Annotated in this window: 18 protein-coding genes; 10 read left to right on the forward strand and 8 right to left on the reverse strand. The window is 41.4% G+C overall.

The genetic code is table 11. The annotated features are described in order from the left end of the window. Positions 1-137 precede the first annotated feature (137 nt). Positions 138-1,478 (forward strand): NADP-specific glutamate dehydrogenase, encoded by a 1,341-nt coding sequence (gdhA, locus tag E0E36_RS21765; RefSeq protein WP_130857742.1) that lies wholly within the window; start codon positions 138-140, stop codon positions 1,476-1,478. Between the two features lie 72 nt (positions 1,479-1,550). Here the strand turns inward: gdhA and E0E36_RS21770 are convergent, their stop codons facing one another. Continuing rightward, on the reverse strand, positions 1,551-1,772 hold the full coding sequence (locus E0E36_RS21770) for a DUF2795 domain-containing protein (protein ID WP_013666684.1): 222 nt from the start codon (positions 1,770-1,772) through the stop codon (positions 1,551-1,553). A 223-nt stretch (positions 1,773-1,995) separates the two neighbouring features. Here E0E36_RS21770 and ku point away from each other — a divergent pair, with 223 nt between their 5' ends. After that, positions 1,996-2,751, forward strand: coding sequence for a non-homologous end joining protein Ku (gene ku, locus E0E36_RS21775; RefSeq protein ID WP_130857743.1), 756 nt, complete (start codon positions 1,996-1,998; stop codon positions 2,749-2,751). A gap of 252 nt (positions 2,752-3,003) precedes the next feature. Here ku and E0E36_RS21780 read toward each other — a convergent pair whose 3' ends face one another. After that, positions 3,004-4,140, reverse strand: a complete 1,137-nt coding sequence (locus E0E36_RS21780) for a putative sensor domain DACNV-containing protein (protein ID WP_013666682.1) — start codon at positions 4,138-4,140, stop codon at positions 3,004-3,006. Between the two features lie 187 nt (positions 4,141-4,327). Here E0E36_RS21780 and E0E36_RS21785 point away from each other — a divergent pair, with 187 nt between their 5' ends. Beyond that, complete coding sequence (locus tag E0E36_RS21785) at positions 4,328-5,236, forward strand: L,D-transpeptidase (protein ID WP_242627363.1); 909 nt, start codon at positions 4,328-4,330, stop codon at positions 5,234-5,236. A 116-nt stretch (positions 5,237-5,352) separates the two neighbouring features. After that, positions 5,353-6,384 (forward strand): L-glyceraldehyde 3-phosphate reductase, encoded by a 1,032-nt coding sequence (mgrA, locus tag E0E36_RS21790; RefSeq protein WP_130857744.1) that lies wholly within the window; start codon positions 5,353-5,355, stop codon positions 6,382-6,384. A gap of 99 nt (positions 6,385-6,483) precedes the next feature. Here the strand turns inward: mgrA and E0E36_RS21795 are convergent, their stop codons facing one another. After that, entirely contained in the window at positions 6,484-7,482 is a 999-nt protein-coding gene (locus E0E36_RS21795) for a Kelch repeat-containing protein (RefSeq protein WP_013666679.1), read from the reverse strand. A 6-nt stretch (positions 7,483-7,488) separates the two neighbouring features. Beyond that, positions 7,489-8,880, reverse strand: coding sequence for a DUF4270 domain-containing protein (locus E0E36_RS21800; protein WP_130857745.1), 1,392 nt, complete (start codon positions 8,878-8,880; stop codon positions 7,489-7,491). Between the two features lie 182 nt (positions 8,881-9,062). Between E0E36_RS21800 and E0E36_RS21805 the strand changes: the two genes are divergently transcribed. Beyond that, a complete protein-coding gene (locus E0E36_RS21805; protein ID WP_130857746.1) occupies positions 9,063-10,664 on the forward strand; it encodes a sensor histidine kinase in 1,602 nt (533 codons plus the stop codon). Further along, positions 10,661-11,335, forward strand: coding sequence for a response regulator transcription factor (locus E0E36_RS21810; RefSeq protein WP_013666676.1), 675 nt, complete (start codon positions 10,661-10,663; stop codon positions 11,333-11,335). Before E0E36_RS21805 ends, E0E36_RS21810 begins: the two co-directional genes overlap by 4 nt. A gap of 7 nt (positions 11,336-11,342) precedes the next feature. Here the strand turns inward: E0E36_RS21810 and E0E36_RS21815 are convergent, their stop codons facing one another. Beyond that, positions 11,343-12,077, reverse strand: coding sequence for a LytR/AlgR family response regulator transcription factor (locus tag E0E36_RS21815; protein WP_130857747.1), 735 nt, complete (start codon positions 12,075-12,077; stop codon positions 11,343-11,345). Next, positions 12,074-13,126 carry a sensor histidine kinase gene (locus E0E36_RS21820; protein ID WP_130857748.1) on the reverse strand — a complete coding sequence of 351 codons (1,053 nt, stop codon included), beginning with the start codon at positions 13,124-13,126 and terminating at the stop codon, positions 12,074-12,076. The genes E0E36_RS21815 and E0E36_RS21820 overlap by 4 nt, the downstream gene beginning before the upstream one ends. 248 nt (positions 13,127-13,374) lie before the next feature. Between E0E36_RS21820 and E0E36_RS21825 the strand changes: the two genes are divergently transcribed. From E0E36_RS21825 to E0E36_RS21840, 4 genes are read left to right on the forward strand one after another with little or no spacing between them, the layout of a single operon-like run. Continuing rightward, positions 13,375-14,709, forward strand: a complete 1,335-nt coding sequence (locus tag E0E36_RS21825) for a TolC family protein (RefSeq protein WP_242627364.1) — start codon at positions 13,375-13,377, stop codon at positions 14,707-14,709. A gap of 23 nt (positions 14,710-14,732) precedes the next feature. Continuing rightward, positions 14,733-15,905 carry an efflux RND transporter periplasmic adaptor subunit gene (locus E0E36_RS21830; RefSeq protein ID WP_130857749.1) on the forward strand — a complete coding sequence of 391 codons (1,173 nt, stop codon included), beginning with the start codon at positions 14,733-14,735 and terminating at the stop codon, positions 15,903-15,905. Beyond that, complete coding sequence (locus E0E36_RS21835) at positions 15,905-16,651, forward strand: ABC transporter ATP-binding protein (RefSeq protein ID WP_013666671.1); 747 nt, start codon at positions 15,905-15,907, stop codon at positions 16,649-16,651. The genes E0E36_RS21830 and E0E36_RS21835 overlap by 1 nt, the downstream gene beginning before the upstream one ends. A 23-nt stretch (positions 16,652-16,674) precedes the next feature. After that, complete coding sequence (locus E0E36_RS21840; protein ID WP_013666670.1) at positions 16,675-17,901, forward strand: ABC transporter permease; 1,227 nt, start codon at positions 16,675-16,677, stop codon at positions 17,899-17,901. Positions 17,902-18,146: 245 nt separating this feature from the next. Here the strand turns inward: E0E36_RS21840 and E0E36_RS21845 are convergent, their stop codons facing one another. Next, on the reverse strand, positions 18,147-18,326 hold the full coding sequence (locus E0E36_RS21845; RefSeq protein WP_013666669.1) for a histone H1: 180 nt from the start codon (positions 18,324-18,326) through the stop codon (positions 18,147-18,149). 258 nt (positions 18,327-18,584) lie between these two features. Then, the gene (locus E0E36_RS21850) at positions 18,585-19,334 is read right to left on the reverse strand and encodes a DeoR/GlpR family DNA-binding transcription regulator (RefSeq protein WP_130857751.1); all 750 of its coding nucleotides are present in this window, start codon (positions 19,332-19,334) and stop codon (positions 18,585-18,587) included. Position 19,335 lies beyond the last annotated feature (1 nt).

Below are 19,335 nucleotides of genomic sequence, written 5' to 3' on the forward strand. Positions count from 1 at the left end.
AAAAACTAACATATTCACTATAAAATCATCTTTTTGATGAAAAAACGACGATAATTTCAATGATTGCTTTGCTTTTGACAAAATTTCCTTACATTTCAGCTGCAATCATTTAAAACTATATTAACGCAATTTTTTATATGGATCTATCAAAAGAGCAGTTTATTGAAGATATCAAAAAGCGAAATGCAGGGGAAGCTGAATTTTTACAGGCAGTTGAGGAAGTTGCTGAAACCATTATTCCCTTTTTGCAAAAACATCCAGAATATCGAAACGCTAAGATATTGGAGCGCATAGCCGAACCGGAACGCGTCATTATCTTTCGGGTTCCTTGGTTAAACGATCGGGGCGAGGTGGAAATAAATCGTGGTTTTCGTGTACAAATGAATAGTGCCATCGGCCCCTATAAGGGTGGTTTGCGCTTTCATGGTTCAGTTAACTTAAGTGTTTTGAAATTTCTTGCTTTTGAACAGGTCTTTAAAAATAGTCTCACGGGTTTGCCAATGGGAGGCGGAAAAGGGGGATCGGATTTCGATCCAAAAGGAAAATCAGATAATGAAGTAATGAAATTTTGTCAGAGTTTCATGACAGAACTTTATCGGCATGTCGGAGCCGATATTGACATTCCTGCGGGCGACATCGGTGTCGGTTCAAGAGAGATCGGTTATCTTTTTGGTCAATATAAACGCATTAAGGGTGAGTTTACCGGTGTACTTACGGGTAAAGGCTTTGAATGGGGCGGAAGTCAAATTCGACCGGAAGCTACCGGTTATGGCTTGGTTTACTTTGTAGAGGAGATTCTGAAACAACAGAAACAGGAGATCAAGGGCAAAACCGTCGTCATTTCCGGCTCGGGCAATGTGGCGCAATTCGCCGCTGAAAAGTGTATTGAGGAAGGGGCAAAGGTACTAACCTTATCGGACTCGGATGGTTTCATTTACAATAAAAAAGGTATTGACTTGGAAGGTTTAGCCTATATTAAGGACCTAAAGAACAAGGAGCGGGGAAGAATTAGTGAATACGCTGAAAAATTCGGGTGCGAATACTATCCGAATGAGAAGCCCTGGCGTATAAAGTGTGACATCGCTTTACCTAATGCAACGCAAAATGAATTGGATGAGCAGGATGCAAAACAATTGGCAAAAAATGGCTGTATTTGCGTAGCCGAGGGGGCGAATATGCCTTGTACGCCAGCTGCCATCGCCGTTTTTAATAAAGAACATATTTATTTTGCCCCTGGCAAGGCGGCTAACGCCGGAGGTGTGGCCGTATCGGGACTGGAAATGTCTCAGAATTCCTTACGTTATGCCTGGACTCGTAAAGAAGTAGATCAACGTCTAAAGCAAATTATGCATGATATACACAGTATATGCGTCAAATACGGTAAAGAAAAGGATGGTTATGTCAATTATGAAAAGGGAGCGAATATTGGTGGTTTTGTAAAAATTGCAGATGCGATGTTAGCCCAGGGGTTAGTTTGATGGATACTGACAAAATGACCTGAAATAAGAGGCGCCGATCCAAAATTACAAATCTCGGCGCCCTATAAAACCTTAGTATTCATCTTCATTGAAAAGGAAATCGTCTTTAGTAGGATAATCAGGCCATACTTCTTCGATACTCTCGTATGCCTCACCATCATCTTCCATTTCATTCAGATTCTCCAATACGCCTTCTGGTGCACCGGAACGAATAGCATAATCAATTAATTCATCCTTTGTTGCCGGCCATGGTGCATCTTCTAGATGCGAAGCCAATTCTAATGTCCAATACATAATTCTTCCTTAATACTTTTATACAAAAATTTTTGTCATAAAATCAAAACGCATTAAACAAAAACTGAACCAAATGGAAATATAATTGCGTTTTTTTGATATACTCCAAAAATATTGGCCCGAATATAAGATTTTGCAAACAATTTTAAAAGCATTATTAATAACAAACTTAACACAATCTCGACTGTTATTTTCCTGTAATAAGATTGTAATAAATTAGCATATGAGAGCAATTTGGACAGGCGCTATCGGCTTTGGTTTAGTAAATATACCGGTTAAATTATTTAGTGCTACAGAACAAAGTCGACTGGACTTCGACATGTTGGACAGAAAGGATCATTCCAGAGTCCGCTATCAACGGGTAAATGAAAACACCGGAAAGGAAGTAGCTTGGGAAAATATCGTCAAAGGCTATATGTTGAATGACAATTATATCATACTGGAAGATACGGATTTCGAGGAGGCAAGTCCTGAAAAAAATAAAATGATCAATATCCAATCCTTCGTAAAGGAAAAAGAGGTGGATAGCATGTATTTTGAAACTCCCTATTACATTGAGCCGCAAAAGGGTGGACAAAAGGCGTACCATCTATTGGTAAAAGCACTCGAGAAGGCAGGCATGGTAGGGCTTGCGACCTTTGTTATGCGTGCAGGCGAAAATCTCTGTATGATTCGGGCAAAAGAAAATATTTTGATCCTTAATAAGCTTCGCTTTGAACAGGAAATACGCTCACCCGAGGAACTAAACATCCCTCAAAATGTAAAATTGACGAAAGCGGAAATCGATATGGCTCTCGAGCTCGTGAATAGGCATAGCACCTCTTTCGATGTTTCTGCTTACAAAGACGAATACACAGACGAACTGCTTAAGATTATCAAGGAAAGAGCAAAAGGTAAACGACCAAAAGTACGTAAGATGAAAGTGAAGGCCACGCGTACCAACGATTTATTGGAACAATTGAAAGCAAGTTTGGGGTAGGTTGAGTATATGAATGGGTGATGAGTGTCTGCCGGTAGGCAGGAATGATGAACGATGAATTTTTTGCATAGTGTTGCTTAAAGCCTATCGCCTATAGCTTAATATTGATATAGGACATAAGACAGGAAAAAAACCAGCAACCCACAACTCGCAACTCACAACTAAAAAAGTCTTGATACCTACTTAAAACTTAAAACCTTACACCTTACACCTTACACCTTACACCTAAAACCTCACACCTGATCTCCTTAACTACAGCAACAACGTATCAATACGATGCGCGTGAACCATTTGCAGCGTTTCGGACCAAACAAAAACCGTAAAAAGTCCATCCTGCGAAGCTACTAAGGCCATAGCCTCTTTTTGATCGTGCACAAATTGCGCAGCTGCCAAATGGCGCGTACCGCCGATCTTTACCGGATCGACAATCTCAGCTTCCTGCCCCGCCACCGGCTCGGTGATCAGTACTTTGGGAACCGGCGCGTTTCTCGCTGCTCGGGCTACTTTCGCTCCGAAGGCCAATAATTCATAATTTTTAGTAATAATGGTAGCACCGTCTATTGCGGTAAATCCACCGATCACATCAATCGTTCTTAGAATATCCTCTCGCCAAACACCTCCCGATTCGTCCTCCGCTTGTTTTGAGATTAATTCACCGAGGGCACAATACACCGGATCAATGGAGTAACCGATGGGATGTACAATGGATTCTTTCCATTCATCTTGATGAGTGGGTACCACCAGTAATAGTCCACCTCGATTATGTCTGCGCATCGCAACAGCCAACTCCACCAAAATATTGACGGAATCGTCAATAGCATCGGGTAACGGCATACCTAATAGCGAGGCTAGCAAATCGGGATAACCGTTTAAGGTTAAATTACGCTCATCTACCATTTTAATTTGATCACCTTTTAGCACGGCAATATTGACAAACTTTCCATACCCTTCGTGCCTTTTATGTTTCACCACTAAAAGTCCCGGTTCTATGACCTCCAAAACCAAACACCATTCGGAAATATCATGAGTGGTTCCCCAAATAAACAGATTGTCTTCTTCATGCCAAACGCCCAAATGAATGCTTGGTTGAATAACTGCAGGGGAGAGCTTCACCAAATTATGGGGGGTAAATCGTACCGGATTAGCAAAACGTAATGGCTGCACGACATTATCCGAAGCCATTAGCGCAATCGAAATTTTTGGTGAATACCCCTCTTCTCGTCGTAGGCTGGCCCAAAACGCTGCATCAATGACGGCTTCAATGATATTAGCCTTCGGAAGGTAGCGCTTTTCCGACGCTCCCATTTGATATTCAGCCTGTTCAGCAAAATACTTTTCCAATGTCGCGGAAATCATTTTTGCAGCGAGATAGGTAGTTTCAGAAATCATAGTTCAAACTTAGCTAATTTTTACTGAGTATCGAATAGTAGCTTGTTACTTAAGTTAATAAAAAAGGTTCTTTTTAAATCGTCAAACCAAATATATATGATCCCATCATTCCCTTACCCTTTATTCAAATAAACAACACCTTCACACAATTTCACAAAATGGCTGTTACTTAATTAAACAAATTAAAATGAGTATGACAAAACACGTTCATTGGATAGTTGTAACCCTTTCTATGGGACTACTAATAGCCTGCAGCGAAAATAGACAAACAAACGATCAAACTGATGTAGGTAAACCTGAACGTAAAACACCTAAAATTAACCTTTATTCAGGAGGGTATAAAACTTTCGTTATCAAGGATAATGACACCGCATTCAAAAGTTTTAAAAAACGGTACACTGCGCAGCAACAGCACGTTATTTTAGCACTGAACCGTATTGATTTCAATAATTTTAATAATGTCGATTCCTTGCTTATTCCTGATTCTGTACAAACCGATATCAATAGCTATACGCCTTTTCCCTTAACGGTAAAAGAGCTGAAGCCTGTTGATAAAATGGTGTTTTTTTCTTACCCGATTCAGGCTTTTGCCGCTTATGAAAACGGACAGCTTATCCGTTGGGGCCCTAGTAGCATGGGCAGTAAGAAATACCCTACTAAAACAGGACTTTCTTTTACCAACTGGAAGGCGGAGGAGCATGTAAGTACGGCGGACGACGAATGGCTCCTTCGATGGAACTTCAATATCCGGAATAAGGAAGGAATTGGCTGGCATCAGTACACCATGCCGGGTTATCCTGCTTCGCATTCTTGTTTACGTTTATTGGAAAATGATGCCAAGTGGCTCTATGATTGGGCCGAACAGTGGGTCGTAGAGAAAGACCAGCATGTATTGGCAGAAGGAACGCCTGTTATTGTTTTTGGGTCGTACGACTATGAGGGAGATAAACCTTGGTTTAAGTTATTGCAAGATCCGAAAGCCACTAACATCACAGAGGAGCAACTGGTCAAGGAATTTAAACCGCATCTGGAACGAATACTGCAAGAGCAGGAAAAAAGGAAACAAGTGATGGCTTCGCGACGCGACTCGATCTAAACAAGCCTCGTGCCGTGTAATTTTTATGCTAATTTTATTATGAGCAATTTCACGACATCATTTCTATAAAACAAATGATATATTAGCCTTCCATAACAAGCATAAAATATACGAAAATGAATTGGACTCCAAATCCCGATCGATACAAACAGATGGTGTACAACACCTGTGGACGCAGCGGCTTAAAGCTTCCCGCCATCTCGCTAGGTCTTTGGCATAACTTCGGCGATGACACGCCACATAACATAAAAAGAACCATTTGCCAAACCGCCTTTGATCTGGGTATTACGCATTTTGATCTGGCGAATAATTATGGACCGCCTCCCGGAAGTGCAGAACTTGCTTTCGGACGGATTCTGAAAGAAGATTTTGCCGGTCTTCGTGACGAGCTGATCATATCTTCTAAGGCGGGTTATGATATGTGGCCAGGTCCTTACGGCGAATGGGGTAGTCGGAAGTACCTCATTGCAAGCTGTGATCAGAGTTTAAAACGTATGGGTTTGGACTACGTCGATATTTTTTATTCGCACCGCTTCGATCCAAATACGCCGTTGGAGGAAACAATGATGGCTCTTGATCACATTGTACGTTCCGGCAGGGCGCTGTACGTTGGAATTTCTTCCTATAATGCCCAAAGGACGCGAGAGGCTGCAGCTATATTGCGCGAATTGGGAACGCCTTGTCTAATCCACCAACCAAGTTATTCGCTGCTAAATCGCTGGATTGAGAAGGATGGTTTATTGGAAGCGTTAGAAGACACCGGAATGGGCTCCATCGTATTTTCGCCTTTGGCACAAGGGATGCTGACAACAAAATATTTAAAGGATATTCCAAAGGATAGTCGCGCCAACCAACATAAATCTTTAAACCCCGATTTCCTAAGTGAACGTAATCTGGCTAACATACGCTCATTGAATGACATTGCTGCCGCCCGCGGACAAACATTGGCTCAAATGGCTATTGCCTGGGTGTTGAGAAAAAATGAAGTGACGTCAGCTTTAATTGGCGCCAGTAAACCGGAACAAGTGATTGATTGCGCCGGCGCTATTGACAATTTAGCGTTTACGGAAGAAGAGCTGAGTGCCATCGACCGCTATGCACAAGACGGCGACATCAATATTTGGGCAAAATCAGCAGAATTGGAGTAAGATATGGGTTGAGTGGTTAAGTAGTCATAACGGTAAATAGTACTGGTAGTCAACCACCGAACTATTCAACTACTCAACCATTCAACCACTCAACTCTAACTAATTCGGATGCTTCACCAAATCGGGAGTGAATTTCCATATATCATCAAATGGTGTACTTCCGCTTCTTCCACCGACAACATACCCCACACCACCCGATGAAAATCCGACCGCCTGCTGCCGGGAAGACGCACCATCTATGGTGAAATCGTCATGTTCAATCCAGTAATCAACCGACGGATCATATCGCCAGGTTGAACTTAGTATAGAGCTATTAGTTCCTCCCGTTATAAATCCGTAGCTACCAATGACAAAAACCGCCGGAAAGTTTCGCCGCAAATCATATGTATAGTCGTCCGTTCTGCCGCTGAGCGGTTCTTTTGCAATCCAGTTTTGTCCATCAAAGGCATAAAAGCTGGAAACATACGCTTTATTATTGGTCCCACCTCCGAGGTAGGCGACATTATTGATCACAAAGCTGAAGGCAAAACTTCTTTTTTCCGGCGCACTGTTTACTTTCGTCCAACTGTTGCTACTCGGCGAATACGTATAGAAATCGTTATAATCCTGTGCATCAACATCCTGTCCGCAACCAACATAGGGGATATTATTGACTACAAAGCTTACCGCGCCATATCGAGCTGTACCGGGAAAAGGTGCGATGGGGGTCCAGGTGTCCTGCTGAGGGTCATACTCATAAAAGTCATTGAACATTTTTGTTCCATTCGTACCCAATCCCACATAACCTTTTCCATTAATGGCAAAGGCAACAGCGTTATTACGGGCCTCTCCCGGAAAACTGGCCCGATCCGTCCAGGTAGCCGTTCCCACATCATAAACCCAAGTATCATTGAAACGAGTACTGCTGGTTCCGTAGCCTGTTGTAATATAAACATCGTCGTTAATGATAAAACTGGCTGCACCACTTCTAGGGAGTCCGTCAAAATCAACACCCCGTACCCATTCTTCATCGTCATCATCTTCCTGATCCTTGCTACATGCAGCAGCGGTAATCAGCACGAGAAACATCATGGTCAATTTAATAAATCTAGTCTTCATTTTTTATTAGTATTTAGTATATAATATGCGAAGCTTAATCGGCGAATTACCATCGCCTTTGCCAATCAATAGCCGGTCAACTTTCGTAAGCAGATCACTTACAGGTATCGTTAAATACAAGGAGCTTTTCTTGTCTTCCATTGCCCCTCGATAATTACTTACATATTCGGTTAAGTTGAAGGTGTATTTTGAATTACCAACACCACCACTTAAGTCGTTTGCCAAATAGGCAACTTGTGTAGTGGTTTCATAACTGGAGGTTAGTAAGGATTTGGGCACACCATGCTCGTCAGCCAGCATCATATTTAAGCTAGGAGGAGGTGTGTAAGGTATATGTGAATTGGGCGGCGTTTCAATGGTGAGCTCGGCTTTATTGATAATGACGTCATTCCGGTTAACAAATTCATAGAGATAAGGAAACTGAATTTTGGTAACCAAACCGGTCAGTCCTTGCAACATAACCTGCTGTTTTGTTTCAGTGCCGGGCAGCTCAGCTTCGGTGTCGGCTTTTAATGCGCTGATAAGACTTTGACTGCGATCAACCTTAATGCTATTGAATTGATAGCTGCCATCATCCACTTTCATATTTAAGCTATCTTGCACTTTTTTACCATCTGTATTCCGCGTATAGGAATAATAGACTTTCATTAAAATTGAATCGGTGGCGAAAGCCGTTAACATAGAAGTCTTACTAGTGGGCACTAATACAAAGCCCTTTATATATTCCAAAAATTCTTCGGAATTGCTAACCTGACTACTGCCACTTTTTATTTTTGCCCATAAATCTTCCCCAAATGATTGATTCGCTTTGACAAACACCGTATCCGACTTGGAATAAGTTTTAGTCTTAGGCCGATGTTTAAAGCTGACAGATCCCAAAGGGATAGCATCGTAGCTAAATGCACTGTTCGTAAATAGCGTAGAACCGCTGGCAAATACGGGTTTTTCATCTTCCTCCCAAGCATTGGATTCGTCAATAAGTTCGATCTCTTCCGTGACCCGATGAAGATTAAAAGATTGAGTTAAAGTAGTGTCGCCATAATAATAACCTTGATACGGCAAGGCAAGTGACAATGAATCGAAAGCCGCGTCATCAGGTAAAGTTACATTACTAATGGCCGAATTGCCGATTCGGAAATAACTGGAGACCGTTAGATTACCCATTACTTCATCATTCATATGACCGACCAATAGGACTCCCTGCCCGTTGGAGGGTAGCGGATCTAGCTGATAGGTAGCCGTGCGAACGGTAATGCTATCCACGATTTCTGCGCCGATATTATCATTGGTATTGCTCAAGCTAATGGTACCATCTTTCGTACAGGAAACCAGAAGAAAAATCAAAGAGGAATAAATAAAAAGCTTCGTTCCTAAAAGTCCGGGTTTTATTATCGTCATAAATCAAGTGATTATCAAATTAAGAGGGCGAGATGAACTTAAAACATAAACTCGCTTGCTCAACTGAGGCAAAGGTGTGCAGGAATAGTGTTAAATACTGTTACATATTGTTAAAAATAGTTAAGCTTAACCCATTGACACTGAGTTACTCTTAATTTTGCCTCATTCTTATTTTAAAATGCATGTCTAAACAACACCGTTATCTATTGGGATTAATTACCTTGGCCAGTTTAGTAACCATTGTGTTTCAGTGTTTTTGGCTTGTTGGTAATTACCAACACGAGAAAGAGAACTTCATTGCTTATGCCGAGCGCCTACTCTTCGAAAGCATGCAGGAGGAACGCGAGCTACAGTTTCGATCCGCTTATCCAGAGGCATATACCTCTTTAAAACAAGGCGGCTTTCCCGCGGCTAGGCAGCTGTTTTATCAACAGGCAGACGAAAAGAATCGAGTTGCTGCACTGGCTATAAGCGGTGTGCCCGCAACGGCGATAGCCGCAAACGATACGCTTGCACATGATTCGCTACCGATGCAAGGGGTATTTCCTGTTGCTCTCATGCATATGGATTTTCATGCACTGCAAAAAAGGTATCGCAACAAATTAGGTCCGGATTTACAGAATGTATTTTTTCTTGATACGCTGAAAGCGAAGAGAGTGGATGATAAAGGCATTGAAGCCGGTATGGTTGGGCCAACGCCTCGCTTATTTAAAATGAGCGGTTCCTCAAAGACCACCATAAGCGTAACGAGATCGCTACCGGCGAGACCTGCTGAACCGATTAGGCTACACACCCTCACCAGACCGGTTTTTGGCATAGCTATGCGTTCCGGATCAGATCGAAATGGCTCACTGCGAGGTCATCACTTCTCCGTACCTTTTGGGAAAACCAATCCAAAAGTGATCGTTGATTTTCCGATACAGGCGACAACGATGATGCTTGATCCCTCCAAAGACCTTTTTCTGTCCTTATACCTAAAAACGCCTACTTGGTGGATTTTTAGGCACCTGGCATGGGCACTCCTTTCGTCGTTTGCACTTACAAGCCTTACGATTGGGTGTCTTGTGTATTTGCTTTACACCATTTTTAAGCAAAAGAAACTGGCGGATATAAAAAACGACTTTGTAAACAATATGACGCATGAGCTGAAAACGCCTCTAGCGACTGTCTTAGCGGCAACTGAGACATTGCAACAGCTGAGGTTAAAAGATAATCAGCAAAAAGCCGATCTATATTTGCAAATGACGCATCGATCGGCGACGCACCTTACGAACCTTATCGATCAAATTTTGCATTTAGCGGTAGGAGAGAAGAAGGGAATGCATTTACACCCCGAACCGGTGGACACCAACAAACTACTACTACAATTGGTGGAGACACATCAACTCATCAATCAACATCAAGTCACCTTATCGATAGAGGAAGAGGTACCCTTAATAAATGTTGATAAGATGCATATTGTTAATGCCGTTAACAACTTATTAGATAATGCGATTAAGTATACCGTCGAACCGATCAATATTCGGGTAATCAGCAAAATGGAGAATGGGCAATGGGTATTGAGTATTGCTGATAACGGCATTGGTATTGCTTCTGCCGATATTAAACATATTTTTCAGCCATTTTATCGAGTGCCAACGGGTAATATCCACCGCGTGAAGGGTTTTGGCTTGGGATTACACTATGTAAAACAAGTAATCACCCAACACAAAGGACAAATTGAGGTTATTAGCACGCCGGGCAAGGGCACCACCTTTACTATTTATTTACCCCTGAACATATGATACCACTTTTATTAATCGAAGACGAAACCGATTTGGGACTTATTATTGCTGATAATTTGCGATCTGCTGAATTTGACGTGAACCATTGTTCAGATGGGGAGCAAGGTCTTTTATTATTTTATCAGATGAAGCCGGAGATCGTCATTCTCGATGTGATGCTCCCCGGTTTGGATGGCTTTGCAATCGCAAAAAAAATACGGGAAGTGGATACAGAAACTCCTATTTTATTTCTAACGGCCCGAACGCAAACAGCAGATGTTGTTAACGCTTTTGAATTAGGGGCAAACGACTACCTACGTAAGCCCTTTAGTCTGGAAGAACTGAAAGTCCGTATCAATGCCTTGGTACAACGTAATCAATGGCAAAATCAAAAACGCTTTTTACATATCGGTGATTATGCCATGGATAGTATGCGACAAACATTGAAGCATCGGGAAGGGAAGGAAATTAATTTGTCTTTCAGGGAGTGTGAACTGATCAAAATGCTCTACGAAAACAAAAATAAAGTCATTCACCGCCAAGATATTATCCATGCCGTATGGCCTCATGATCGTTTCTTCACTGGCAGAAGCTTAGACGTATTTATTAGTCGAATTCGGACCTATTTACAAAAGGATGATCGTATTTCTATCGTAAATGTTCGTGCAGTAGGTTATAAAATGATTGTATAATGGAGAATTAAGCCCATTGGTTCAATAATTTTTTAAACGATTCTCTGTACAGATCGCCAACGGGTATTTCTGCTGAGCCAACATATACACTATTTCTTCCCAACGCATCTATTTTGTTAACGGCAATAATAAAGGAACGATGTATGCGGATAAAATCCGCTTCAGGAAGCCGTTCTTCGATACTCTTTAAAGTTGTTAACGAACTGATAGCTTGCTCTTTATTGAGCAGATGGATCTTTACATAATCTTTGATAGATTCGATATAGGCGATATCATTCAAATCAATCCGAATCAGTTTATAATCCGACTTAATGTATAGATAACGCTCTTTTTTACCTTTATCTTGGTCGACTGGTAACGTTTCCATTGATTCAAAGTAACTTTTCGCCTTGTTAGCCGCCTGTAAAAATTCATTATAATTGAACGGCTTTAATAGATAATAAAGCGCATCAACTTGATAACCTTCGATAGCGAATTGATTGAAAGCAGTTGTAAATACAATTCGACAGGTATTTTTTTGATTTGATTGTGCCATTAACTTCGAGAATTCCATTCCTGTTAGTTCAGGCATATAAATATCTAAGAATATCAGTTGGACGGAAAGTTTATCTAATACATCCAAAGCCTCTATTGCACTACCATAAGAGCCTACCAGCGTTAAAAAAGGCGTTTTCTCAATATAGTTGCTAATTAGCCCCAATGCTAGCGGCTCATCATCGATTGCAATGCAATTCAAGTTCATGATAATATAAGTGTTAAATCGACTTGATAAATGGTATCGTTGGCAATTTTGTTAATTGTTAAAAGATGCCTGCCTGGATACAACAAATTAAGGCGTCTTTTTGTGTTCTGTAAACCGATACCGCTTTCTTCTAAAGGATTGCTTGTTTTCTCTTGTAAGGTATTGCTTACCTTTAAGTGTAAAGTTTGGTCCTTTACCGAGACTTCAATCCGTATTTCGCTTGCTTTCGTTGCACTAATACCATGCTTGAACGCATTTTCAACAAAGGGTAATAACAGCATCGGTGCTATCTTGTAATCATGGGACAAAACAGGCTCCTTATAGATTACCTGATTATTGACATGCAACCGTAATTGCATCAACTCAATATGATCTTTCAAAAACTTTAACTCCTCTACTAAGCTAGTTTCGTTTTGCGCTGTTTCGTATAGCAAATAACGCATCATTCTCGATAATTTATGCAAGGCCTCTCGGGAGAGCTCCACATCGGAAAACGATAAAGCGTAAATATTGTTAAGTGTATTGAAGAAAAAATGTGGGTTGATCTGTGCTTTAAGAAAAGAAAGTTCGGATGCTATCTGCTGTTTCTGCAACTCGTCTTTTAAACGTGCCTCTTGCTGCCATTGTCTTACGGCTGCCACTGTTGTACTTATTCCCAGTACCAGTAAACTGAACATCAAAGTGAAACCATCGATAAGTTCTTCATGTTTTGGCGGCCGCTGTCTTGCATTCGCCATCATTACCTGAAAATCCAGCCATCTTTCAAGTAAAAGGGCAAGCCCTTGCCCAAAGAAAAGTGCAATCAATAACCATATAAGAAAAAGCAATCGCTTGTTCCTAAAAAGGAGTCTAGGGGTAAAGAGCAGGTAATTACTGTAAAAAATAACAACGAAAAAAAAGATAATGCTGACATGCTTTATCCAAAATGCAGCAGGTAACTTAATTCCCCAACTAAGTGGAGGATAAACGAGTAGGGTAAACCCTAACAGTACCCACAACAAAATATGCGTAAAAATAATACCAAGTGTTCTTCTATTTGCTTTCTCCATTATTTCGCATTTGACTTACAATGTTAAGGGATATCCCAAACTCTGTAAAGATTAACCGATAGAGAGTCAGATTTTCTCGTCCAAACCGACAAAATCATCTTTTAACGCCTTTTTAGACAACACAATTTAACAATGCTGGTTTTATCTGCAAAATAACACTTTCTGTCGAGCATACCGTCCTTTCAATCTAGAAAGCTTTTTTATATCTCGTAAAGCTTGTCTTTTTGTGCCGTTCCAAAACATGAAATATGGCAATTAGATGGTTAAAATATATGAGTTTTTTCGCGCTCATATCGTGCACATTGGCTGGTAATGCCCAGCAAGAACAAACGCATATCAAACAATGGTCTTTAAAAGAATGCTTGGCTTATGCCCAACAACATAATATAACCCTCAATAATTTACGTTTGGCCAAACAAAGTGCGGATCAAAACCTCATCAGTGCCAAAGCTTCTGTATTGCCCGATTTAAATGCCTCAGCTTCACAGAATGCGACTCACTACGGGACAGCCTGGGGGGATACCGGTAAATCGATCAATTTAAATGGAAGTGCGGGTTTAAACTCTTCCGTAACGCTTTTTAATGGGGGAACCCTAAGAGCCGATATTCGCCAATCACAATTAGCTACTGAAATGGCTGATTTGGACGTTTCTGAGGCAGGTAACGACTTATACTTACAGATTATTCAAGCTTATACCAACATTATGCTTGATAAAGAAACCATTGTTTATGCGCAGGACCTGGTACAAACATCCCAAGCGCAAACTGAACAAATGGATCAACAGTATAAGGCCGGTGCGGCAGCGAAAAAAGATTTAATTCAATTGCAGGCGCAACTAGCTTCTGATCAATATACATTAACCAGTGCTAAGAATGCGGAAAGACAAGATAAAATTACCCTGAAACAATTGCTTCAGCTTCCGGTGGACAGCGCTTTCGATATTGTAAAAGCCGATACGACTTTTGCCCTTGCAGCCATTCCTTCGTTACATGAAGTGATCCAGGACGCAATAAACAAGCGGCCCGAGATAAAGAATAGCTTACTCAATATCGAAAATTCAAAGCTCGATCTCAAAAAGGCAAAAGCGGGTTATTTGCCGGTTATATCTCTGAATGGCGGGATAGGCACCAATTACAACAACGGCACCAATATAGGTACCTTTAGGCAATTTGATAATAATTTCTATCAACAAATCGGCATTACTGCGACCATCCCCTTGTTCAGCAGAAAGGTTAATCAAACCAATGTAGCAAAGTCCAATATTGCCATTAAACAAGCAGAGCTTGATCTGTTGAATACAAAAACTATTCTTTCACAAACAGTGGAAAAGGCTTACATCAACACGCAGAATGCATATAGTCAATACGATGCCTCCGCCGAACAGTTAAATTATAATAAGGAAGCATACCGGATAGCAGGTGAAGAATTACGTGTAGGATCGGCTAATACAGTAGAATATATACAGCAAAAAAATCTATACATACAAGCATTACAAGCATATACGCAAGCAAAATATAGTGCCATGCTTTCGCTCAATGTATTCAATTTCTACAAGGGCGATTTTTTGGAAAATCAACAATAAGTGCAAACTCTTGAATTATATATATGAATCGTAAAAAAATAATCATTATTGGTATCCTGATTTTAATGCTCGCTGTTTTACTTTATTTCTTTTTCGGCAGGAAAAAGGAAAACGGAGTAGCTTTTGAAACAACAGTGCCTGAAAAAGGCCCCATTGCATCCATCATTACCTCAACGGGTACTATTCAGCCGGTTGACACGGTAGCCGTGGGAACGCAGGTTTCCGGTATTATAGCCAGCATCTATACCGACTACAACGCGCAGGTAAAAAAAGGTCAACTATTAGCGGAGCTAGATCCGACCTTAATGCAGGCAACGGTTGATCAAATCAAGGGACAGCTGGCGCAGGCGCAAAGTAATTTTAATTATCAGCAAATCAATTTCAATCGCCAACGGGAGCTTTTCCAAGTAGGGGCGATCAGCAAGGCCACTTACGATCTGGCAACTAATTCGTATGAAACGGCGCAGGCAAGTGTCAACAGCATTAAGGCGCAGTTGCGATCGGCGCAGCAGAATTTATCTTTTACTAAAATCTATTCACCAATTGATGGGGTTGTGCTTAATCGAAGTGTCAGCGTTGGGCAAACAGTGGCCGCCAGTTTTAATACGCCTACTTTATTCAGTTTAGCCAAAGATATTACCAAAATGCAAGTACAGGCCAAAGTAGACGAAGCCGATATTGGCGATGTCCAAATGGGTGATCGTGTTACTTTTACGGTGGATGCCTATATCGATCAAACTTTTGAAGGCAAAGTTTCTGAAATTCGTTTACAACCCAGTACCTCCAATAATGTTGTCACGTACACAACGATTATTGAAACCAGTAATGCTGATATGAAGTTAAAACCAGGTATGACCGCTACAGTAACGATCTACACAAAAGAAGCTAGCAACGTACTTACAGTTCCTGTCAGTGCCCTGAAACTCACCATCGAACCAGGGCAGGTTACACCACCGTATCGACTCATCGAAAACCAAGCCGCCGATACGGCCCAGAATGCCGTATGGGTACTGAAAGGAAATCAAGTGTTTAGGCAGGCCATCAAAGTAGGCATTAATGATAATACAAAGGTTCAGGTAGAAGGAGGGGTAGGCGCCAAAGATAGCATTATAACAGCTATTGTGAGTACCGGACAAGGTACACCGGAAAATATGGGGTCAAACCCTTTCTTGCCGACACCAAGGAGAAGACGATAATGGCAGCGATATTAAATATTAAGGATCTGAAAAGAGAGTTTCTCGTCGGATCGCAGGTGGTACGTGCCTTGAAAGGTGTAAACTTCGATGTAAATACGGGTGAATTTGTTACGATCATGGGAAGTAGTGGTTCGGGTAAATCCACCATGCTTAATATCTTAGGCTGCCTGGACAAAGCGAGTTCGGGTGAGTATTTTTTAGATGGAATTAATGTTAAAAGTTTAAATCGGGATGAATTAGCCAAATTGAGAAACAATAAAATTGGTTTCGTTTTTCAGGCCTACAATTTATTGCCTAGAACGTCGGCATTGGAAAATGTGGAACTACCCTTATTGTACCAATCCGGCATTTCTCATAAAGAGCGGCAGGAAAAAGCGATGCATGCACTGGAAATGGTAAAACTGCAAGACCGGTATGATCATACGCCGAGCCAGCTTTCAGGTGGGCAGCAACAGCGTGTGGCTATTGCCCGAGCTTTAGTGAATGAGCCTGTGATGATCTTAGCAGATGAAGCAACGGGAAATCTCGATACGAGGACCTCGTACGAAATTATGACCTTGATGCAAGAGTTGAATCAAGAGCAACAAAAGACCATTGTATTCGTCACACATGAACCTGACATTGCATCATTCAGCAGCCGAACCATCCTATTGCGGGATGGAAAGATTCAACGAGATACACCAAATACGGCGATTCGTTCCGCTAAAGAGGCCTTGGCTGCCTTACCGACAAATGATGATTATTAACGCATTTGCAGAAAATTCAATTTATGAATTACGTCAATTTATTACGCATAGCGCTCCGGGCGATTCAAAGGAATAAACTGAGAGCCTTTCTTACCATGCTGGGCATTATCATTGGTGTCGCCGCTGTGATTACCATGATGTCTATTGGCGAAGGGTCCAAACAAAGTATACAGAATACCTTCTCAAGCATGGGTTCTAATATGATTACGATTATGCCTTACAACAACAGTCCGATGCCGGGCGGTGTTCGTCTAGGCGCAGCCAGTGTGCAATCGCTCACCCTTAGCGACGTTAACAAGATCAAGCAGGAGGTAAGTGAAATTAACGCGCTTTCACCTGGTGTTTCCAGTAGCGGACAGGCAATTCGGGGAGCCAATAACTGGCCAACATCGCTACAAGGTGTTTCCAGCGACTACCTACAGATACGCCAATTAAGTATAAAGGATGGATCAAACTTTACGGAAGAACAAGTGAAGGCTTCTGCCAAGGTCTGTTTAATAGGCCAAACCGTTGTTGATAATTTGTTCAAAGAAAACGAGAATCCTGTGGGCCAGATTATCCGTTTTGGAAAAATTCCTTTTCAGATTATTGGTGTACTTAATGCAAAAGGGCAAAATACTTTCGGACAGGACCAGGATGATATCATCATTGCTCCTTATACAACCGTCATGAAACGTATCTTGGCTACAACCTATCTTCAAAATATTTATGCAGCAACACCGAACGAAGCTTTGTCAAATCAAGCAATGGAACATATCACAACCGTCTTAAGAGAAAATCACCGTATTCGGGAAGGTACTGAAAATGATTTTGAAGTACGCACCATGGCCGAACTTATACAAATGCTCAGTTCAACAAGCGGCATGATGACCTCCTTATTGACTGCAGTAGCCGGTATCTCACTTCTCATTGGCGGAATTGGTATCATGAACATTATGTATGTATCGGTTACAGAACGTACACGGGAAATTGGATTACGGCTGTCAATAGGGGCTCGTGGCCGGGATATTTTGTGGCAGTTTTTAACGGAAGCCGTCGTTATTAGCATGACAGGCGGTGTAATGGGAGCAATACTTGGAATTATAGCCTCCTTCACGATATCCAGTCTCGTTCATTGGCCGATCTTGATTTCCGAATCATCAATCGTCATTTCATTCTTTGTCTGTGTTATTACCGGTGTCTTTTTTGGTTATTATCCTGCGGTAAAAGCCGCAGCACTGGACCCTATAGAAGCTTTGAGATATGAGTAGTATCGTAGGGTTTTTAGTGGTGGATGAGCTGTTGAATCGTTGGTACTACATAAGATGAAAGACATCGGATATAAGACATAAGACACGGGATAGGAAATCCTGATACTTGCCTGCCTGCCGGTAGGCAGGCCTTGTACCAATGCCCTTATAGTCGACACTGCCTAAAGCTTATAGCCTAATGCTTAAAACAAAAAAGCCCGATTTCCTCGGGCTCCGGTATTTCATAGGTAATAATTTTTTAATGATTATTTACCCGAATTTTTGATAGAGGTAACATCATTGCGAATCTCTTGGGCAAGATTCTTTAACTCTTGCATTGCTTTACGTACCCGTGTACCGGCAGCTGCATTTCCTTTGTTGTAGAATTTGTCGGCATCAACTTCAACTGAGCTAATAAGCTCTTTTAACTTTCCAAATTTGTCCATTGTAGTAATTTTTTATTTAAGTGATAATTTGACGACAAGATGATCTTGCCCTAATGGGCTACAAACCACATTTTTCGTACCAAATCGCTTTAAATGAGCTAAAAACACAGTTTTTTTTAAAAAAAATGGTAAAAAGCAATAAAAATGCATTGATTTATCTAAAATAGGCCATAAAACGTCATGGAATCAATTCGGCATGACCGATCCCAAAAGAGTCTTCATTACATTTATTGTAGCGTTTTATATACGCTATCGGTTCTACTGTATAGAAACGCCTTCATCTTTAAACGCGGCTTGCAGTGTAGCGTCGAGTTCTGCATCGGTCAAAATCAGATCGATCGAATGAACCGGTCCTACGAAAAAAGGTTCGGCCGTAGCAATTTTATTAACGGTTGACAAGGCTATTACATATTTCGCATTGGCTACAATATTTCGCTTGATAATACAATCATCATAATCACGCGTAGTGATCCCGGCTACTAAATCAATGCTGCAAATTCCCAAAAAAGCCAGATCTGATTTAATCGTACGAATCGCATCTACGGTATCAGCACCGACAGTCGTAAAGGCACCTTTATTTAAACGCCCCCCTAAAAATATAACTTCTGCTAAGGGGTGATCCTCCAATGCGTTGACAATGGGAAAACTGTTTGTAACAACAACAATGTTCCGCTCGGGGGGGAGGGCAGCGGCCACCGCCAAACTTGATGTTCCCCCGTCAAAAAACACTACTTGTCCATCCTCAATAAAATTTAACGCTTTTTCAGCAATTAATCGCTTTTGTTCCAGTTGTAAATGTTCCCGATCGCGATAGTGATGGGGAACCGGCGAGTGAGCAATGGCACCTCCCCGCACAGCTTTCACAATTCCTAGGTCGGACAACTCCTTGATATCTCTCCGCACGGTATCTTCCGAAACATTTAGTAACTCACTTAACTCCTTCAGTTGCGCCGACTGTTTGTTCTTTATGTGCTCCGTTAATCGCTGTTGCCTTTCTGCTTTGATCATC

The sequence above is a fragment of the Olivibacter jilunii genome (genome assembly GCF_900607235.1).
GTDB lineage: Bacteria > Bacteroidota > Bacteroidia > Sphingobacteriales > Sphingobacteriaceae > Olivibacter > Olivibacter oleidegradans.

Bases quoted from the DNA above. Each gene is read 5' to 3' on its own strand.
- E0E36_RS21810 (WP_013666676.1), top strand. From the start codon at position 10,661: ATGATACCACTTTTATTAATCGAAGACGAAACCGATTTGGGACTTATT.
- E0E36_RS21850 (WP_130857751.1), bottom strand. From the start codon at position 19,334: ATGATCAAAGCAGAAAGGCAACAGCGATTAACGGAGCACATAAAGAAC.
- mgrA (WP_130857744.1), top strand. From the start codon at position 5,353: ATGAATTGGACTCCAAATCCCGATCGATACAAACAGATGGTGTACAAC.
- E0E36_RS21840 (WP_013666670.1), top strand. From the start codon at position 16,675: ATGAATTACGTCAATTTATTACGCATAGCGCTCCGGGCGATTCAAAGG.
- ku (WP_130857743.1), top strand. From the start codon at position 1,996: ATGAGAGCAATTTGGACAGGCGCTATCGGCTTTGGTTTAGTAAATATA.
- E0E36_RS21800 (WP_130857745.1), bottom strand. From the start codon at position 8,880: ATGACGATAATAAAACCCGGACTTTTAGGAACGAAGCTTTTTATTTAT.
- E0E36_RS21825 (WP_242627364.1), top strand. From the start codon at position 13,375: ATGGCAATTAGATGGTTAAAATATATGAGTTTTTTCGCGCTCATATCG.
- E0E36_RS21835 (WP_013666671.1), top strand. From the start codon at position 15,905: ATGGCAGCGATATTAAATATTAAGGATCTGAAAAGAGAGTTTCTCGTC.
- E0E36_RS21795 (WP_013666679.1), bottom strand. From the start codon at position 7,482: ATGAAGACTAGATTTATTAAATTGACCATGATGTTTCTCGTGCTGATT.
- E0E36_RS21770 (WP_013666684.1), bottom strand. From the start codon at position 1,772: ATGTATTGGACATTAGAATTGGCTTCGCATCTAGAAGATGCACCATGG.
- E0E36_RS21785 (WP_242627363.1), top strand. From the start codon at position 4,328: ATGAGTATGACAAAACACGTTCATTGGATAGTTGTAACCCTTTCTATG.
- E0E36_RS21805 (WP_130857746.1), top strand. From the start codon at position 9,063: ATGTCTAAACAACACCGTTATCTATTGGGATTAATTACCTTGGCCAGT.
- E0E36_RS21815 (WP_130857747.1), bottom strand. From the start codon at position 12,077: ATGAACTTGAATTGCATTGCAATCGATGATGAGCCGCTAGCATTGGGG.
- gdhA (WP_130857742.1), top strand. From the start codon at position 138: ATGGATCTATCAAAAGAGCAGTTTATTGAAGATATCAAAAAGCGAAAT.
- E0E36_RS21845 (WP_013666669.1), bottom strand. From the start codon at position 18,326: ATGGACAAATTTGGAAAGTTAAAAGAGCTTATTAGCTCAGTTGAAGTT.
- E0E36_RS21780 (WP_013666682.1), bottom strand. From the start codon at position 4,140: ATGATTTCTGAAACTACCTATCTCGCTGCAAAAATGATTTCCGCGACA.
- E0E36_RS21820 (WP_130857748.1), bottom strand. From the start codon at position 13,126: ATGGAGAAAGCAAATAGAAGAACACTTGGTATTATTTTTACGCATATT.
- E0E36_RS21830 (WP_130857749.1), top strand. From the start codon at position 14,733: ATGAATCGTAAAAAAATAATCATTATTGGTATCCTGATTTTAATGCTC.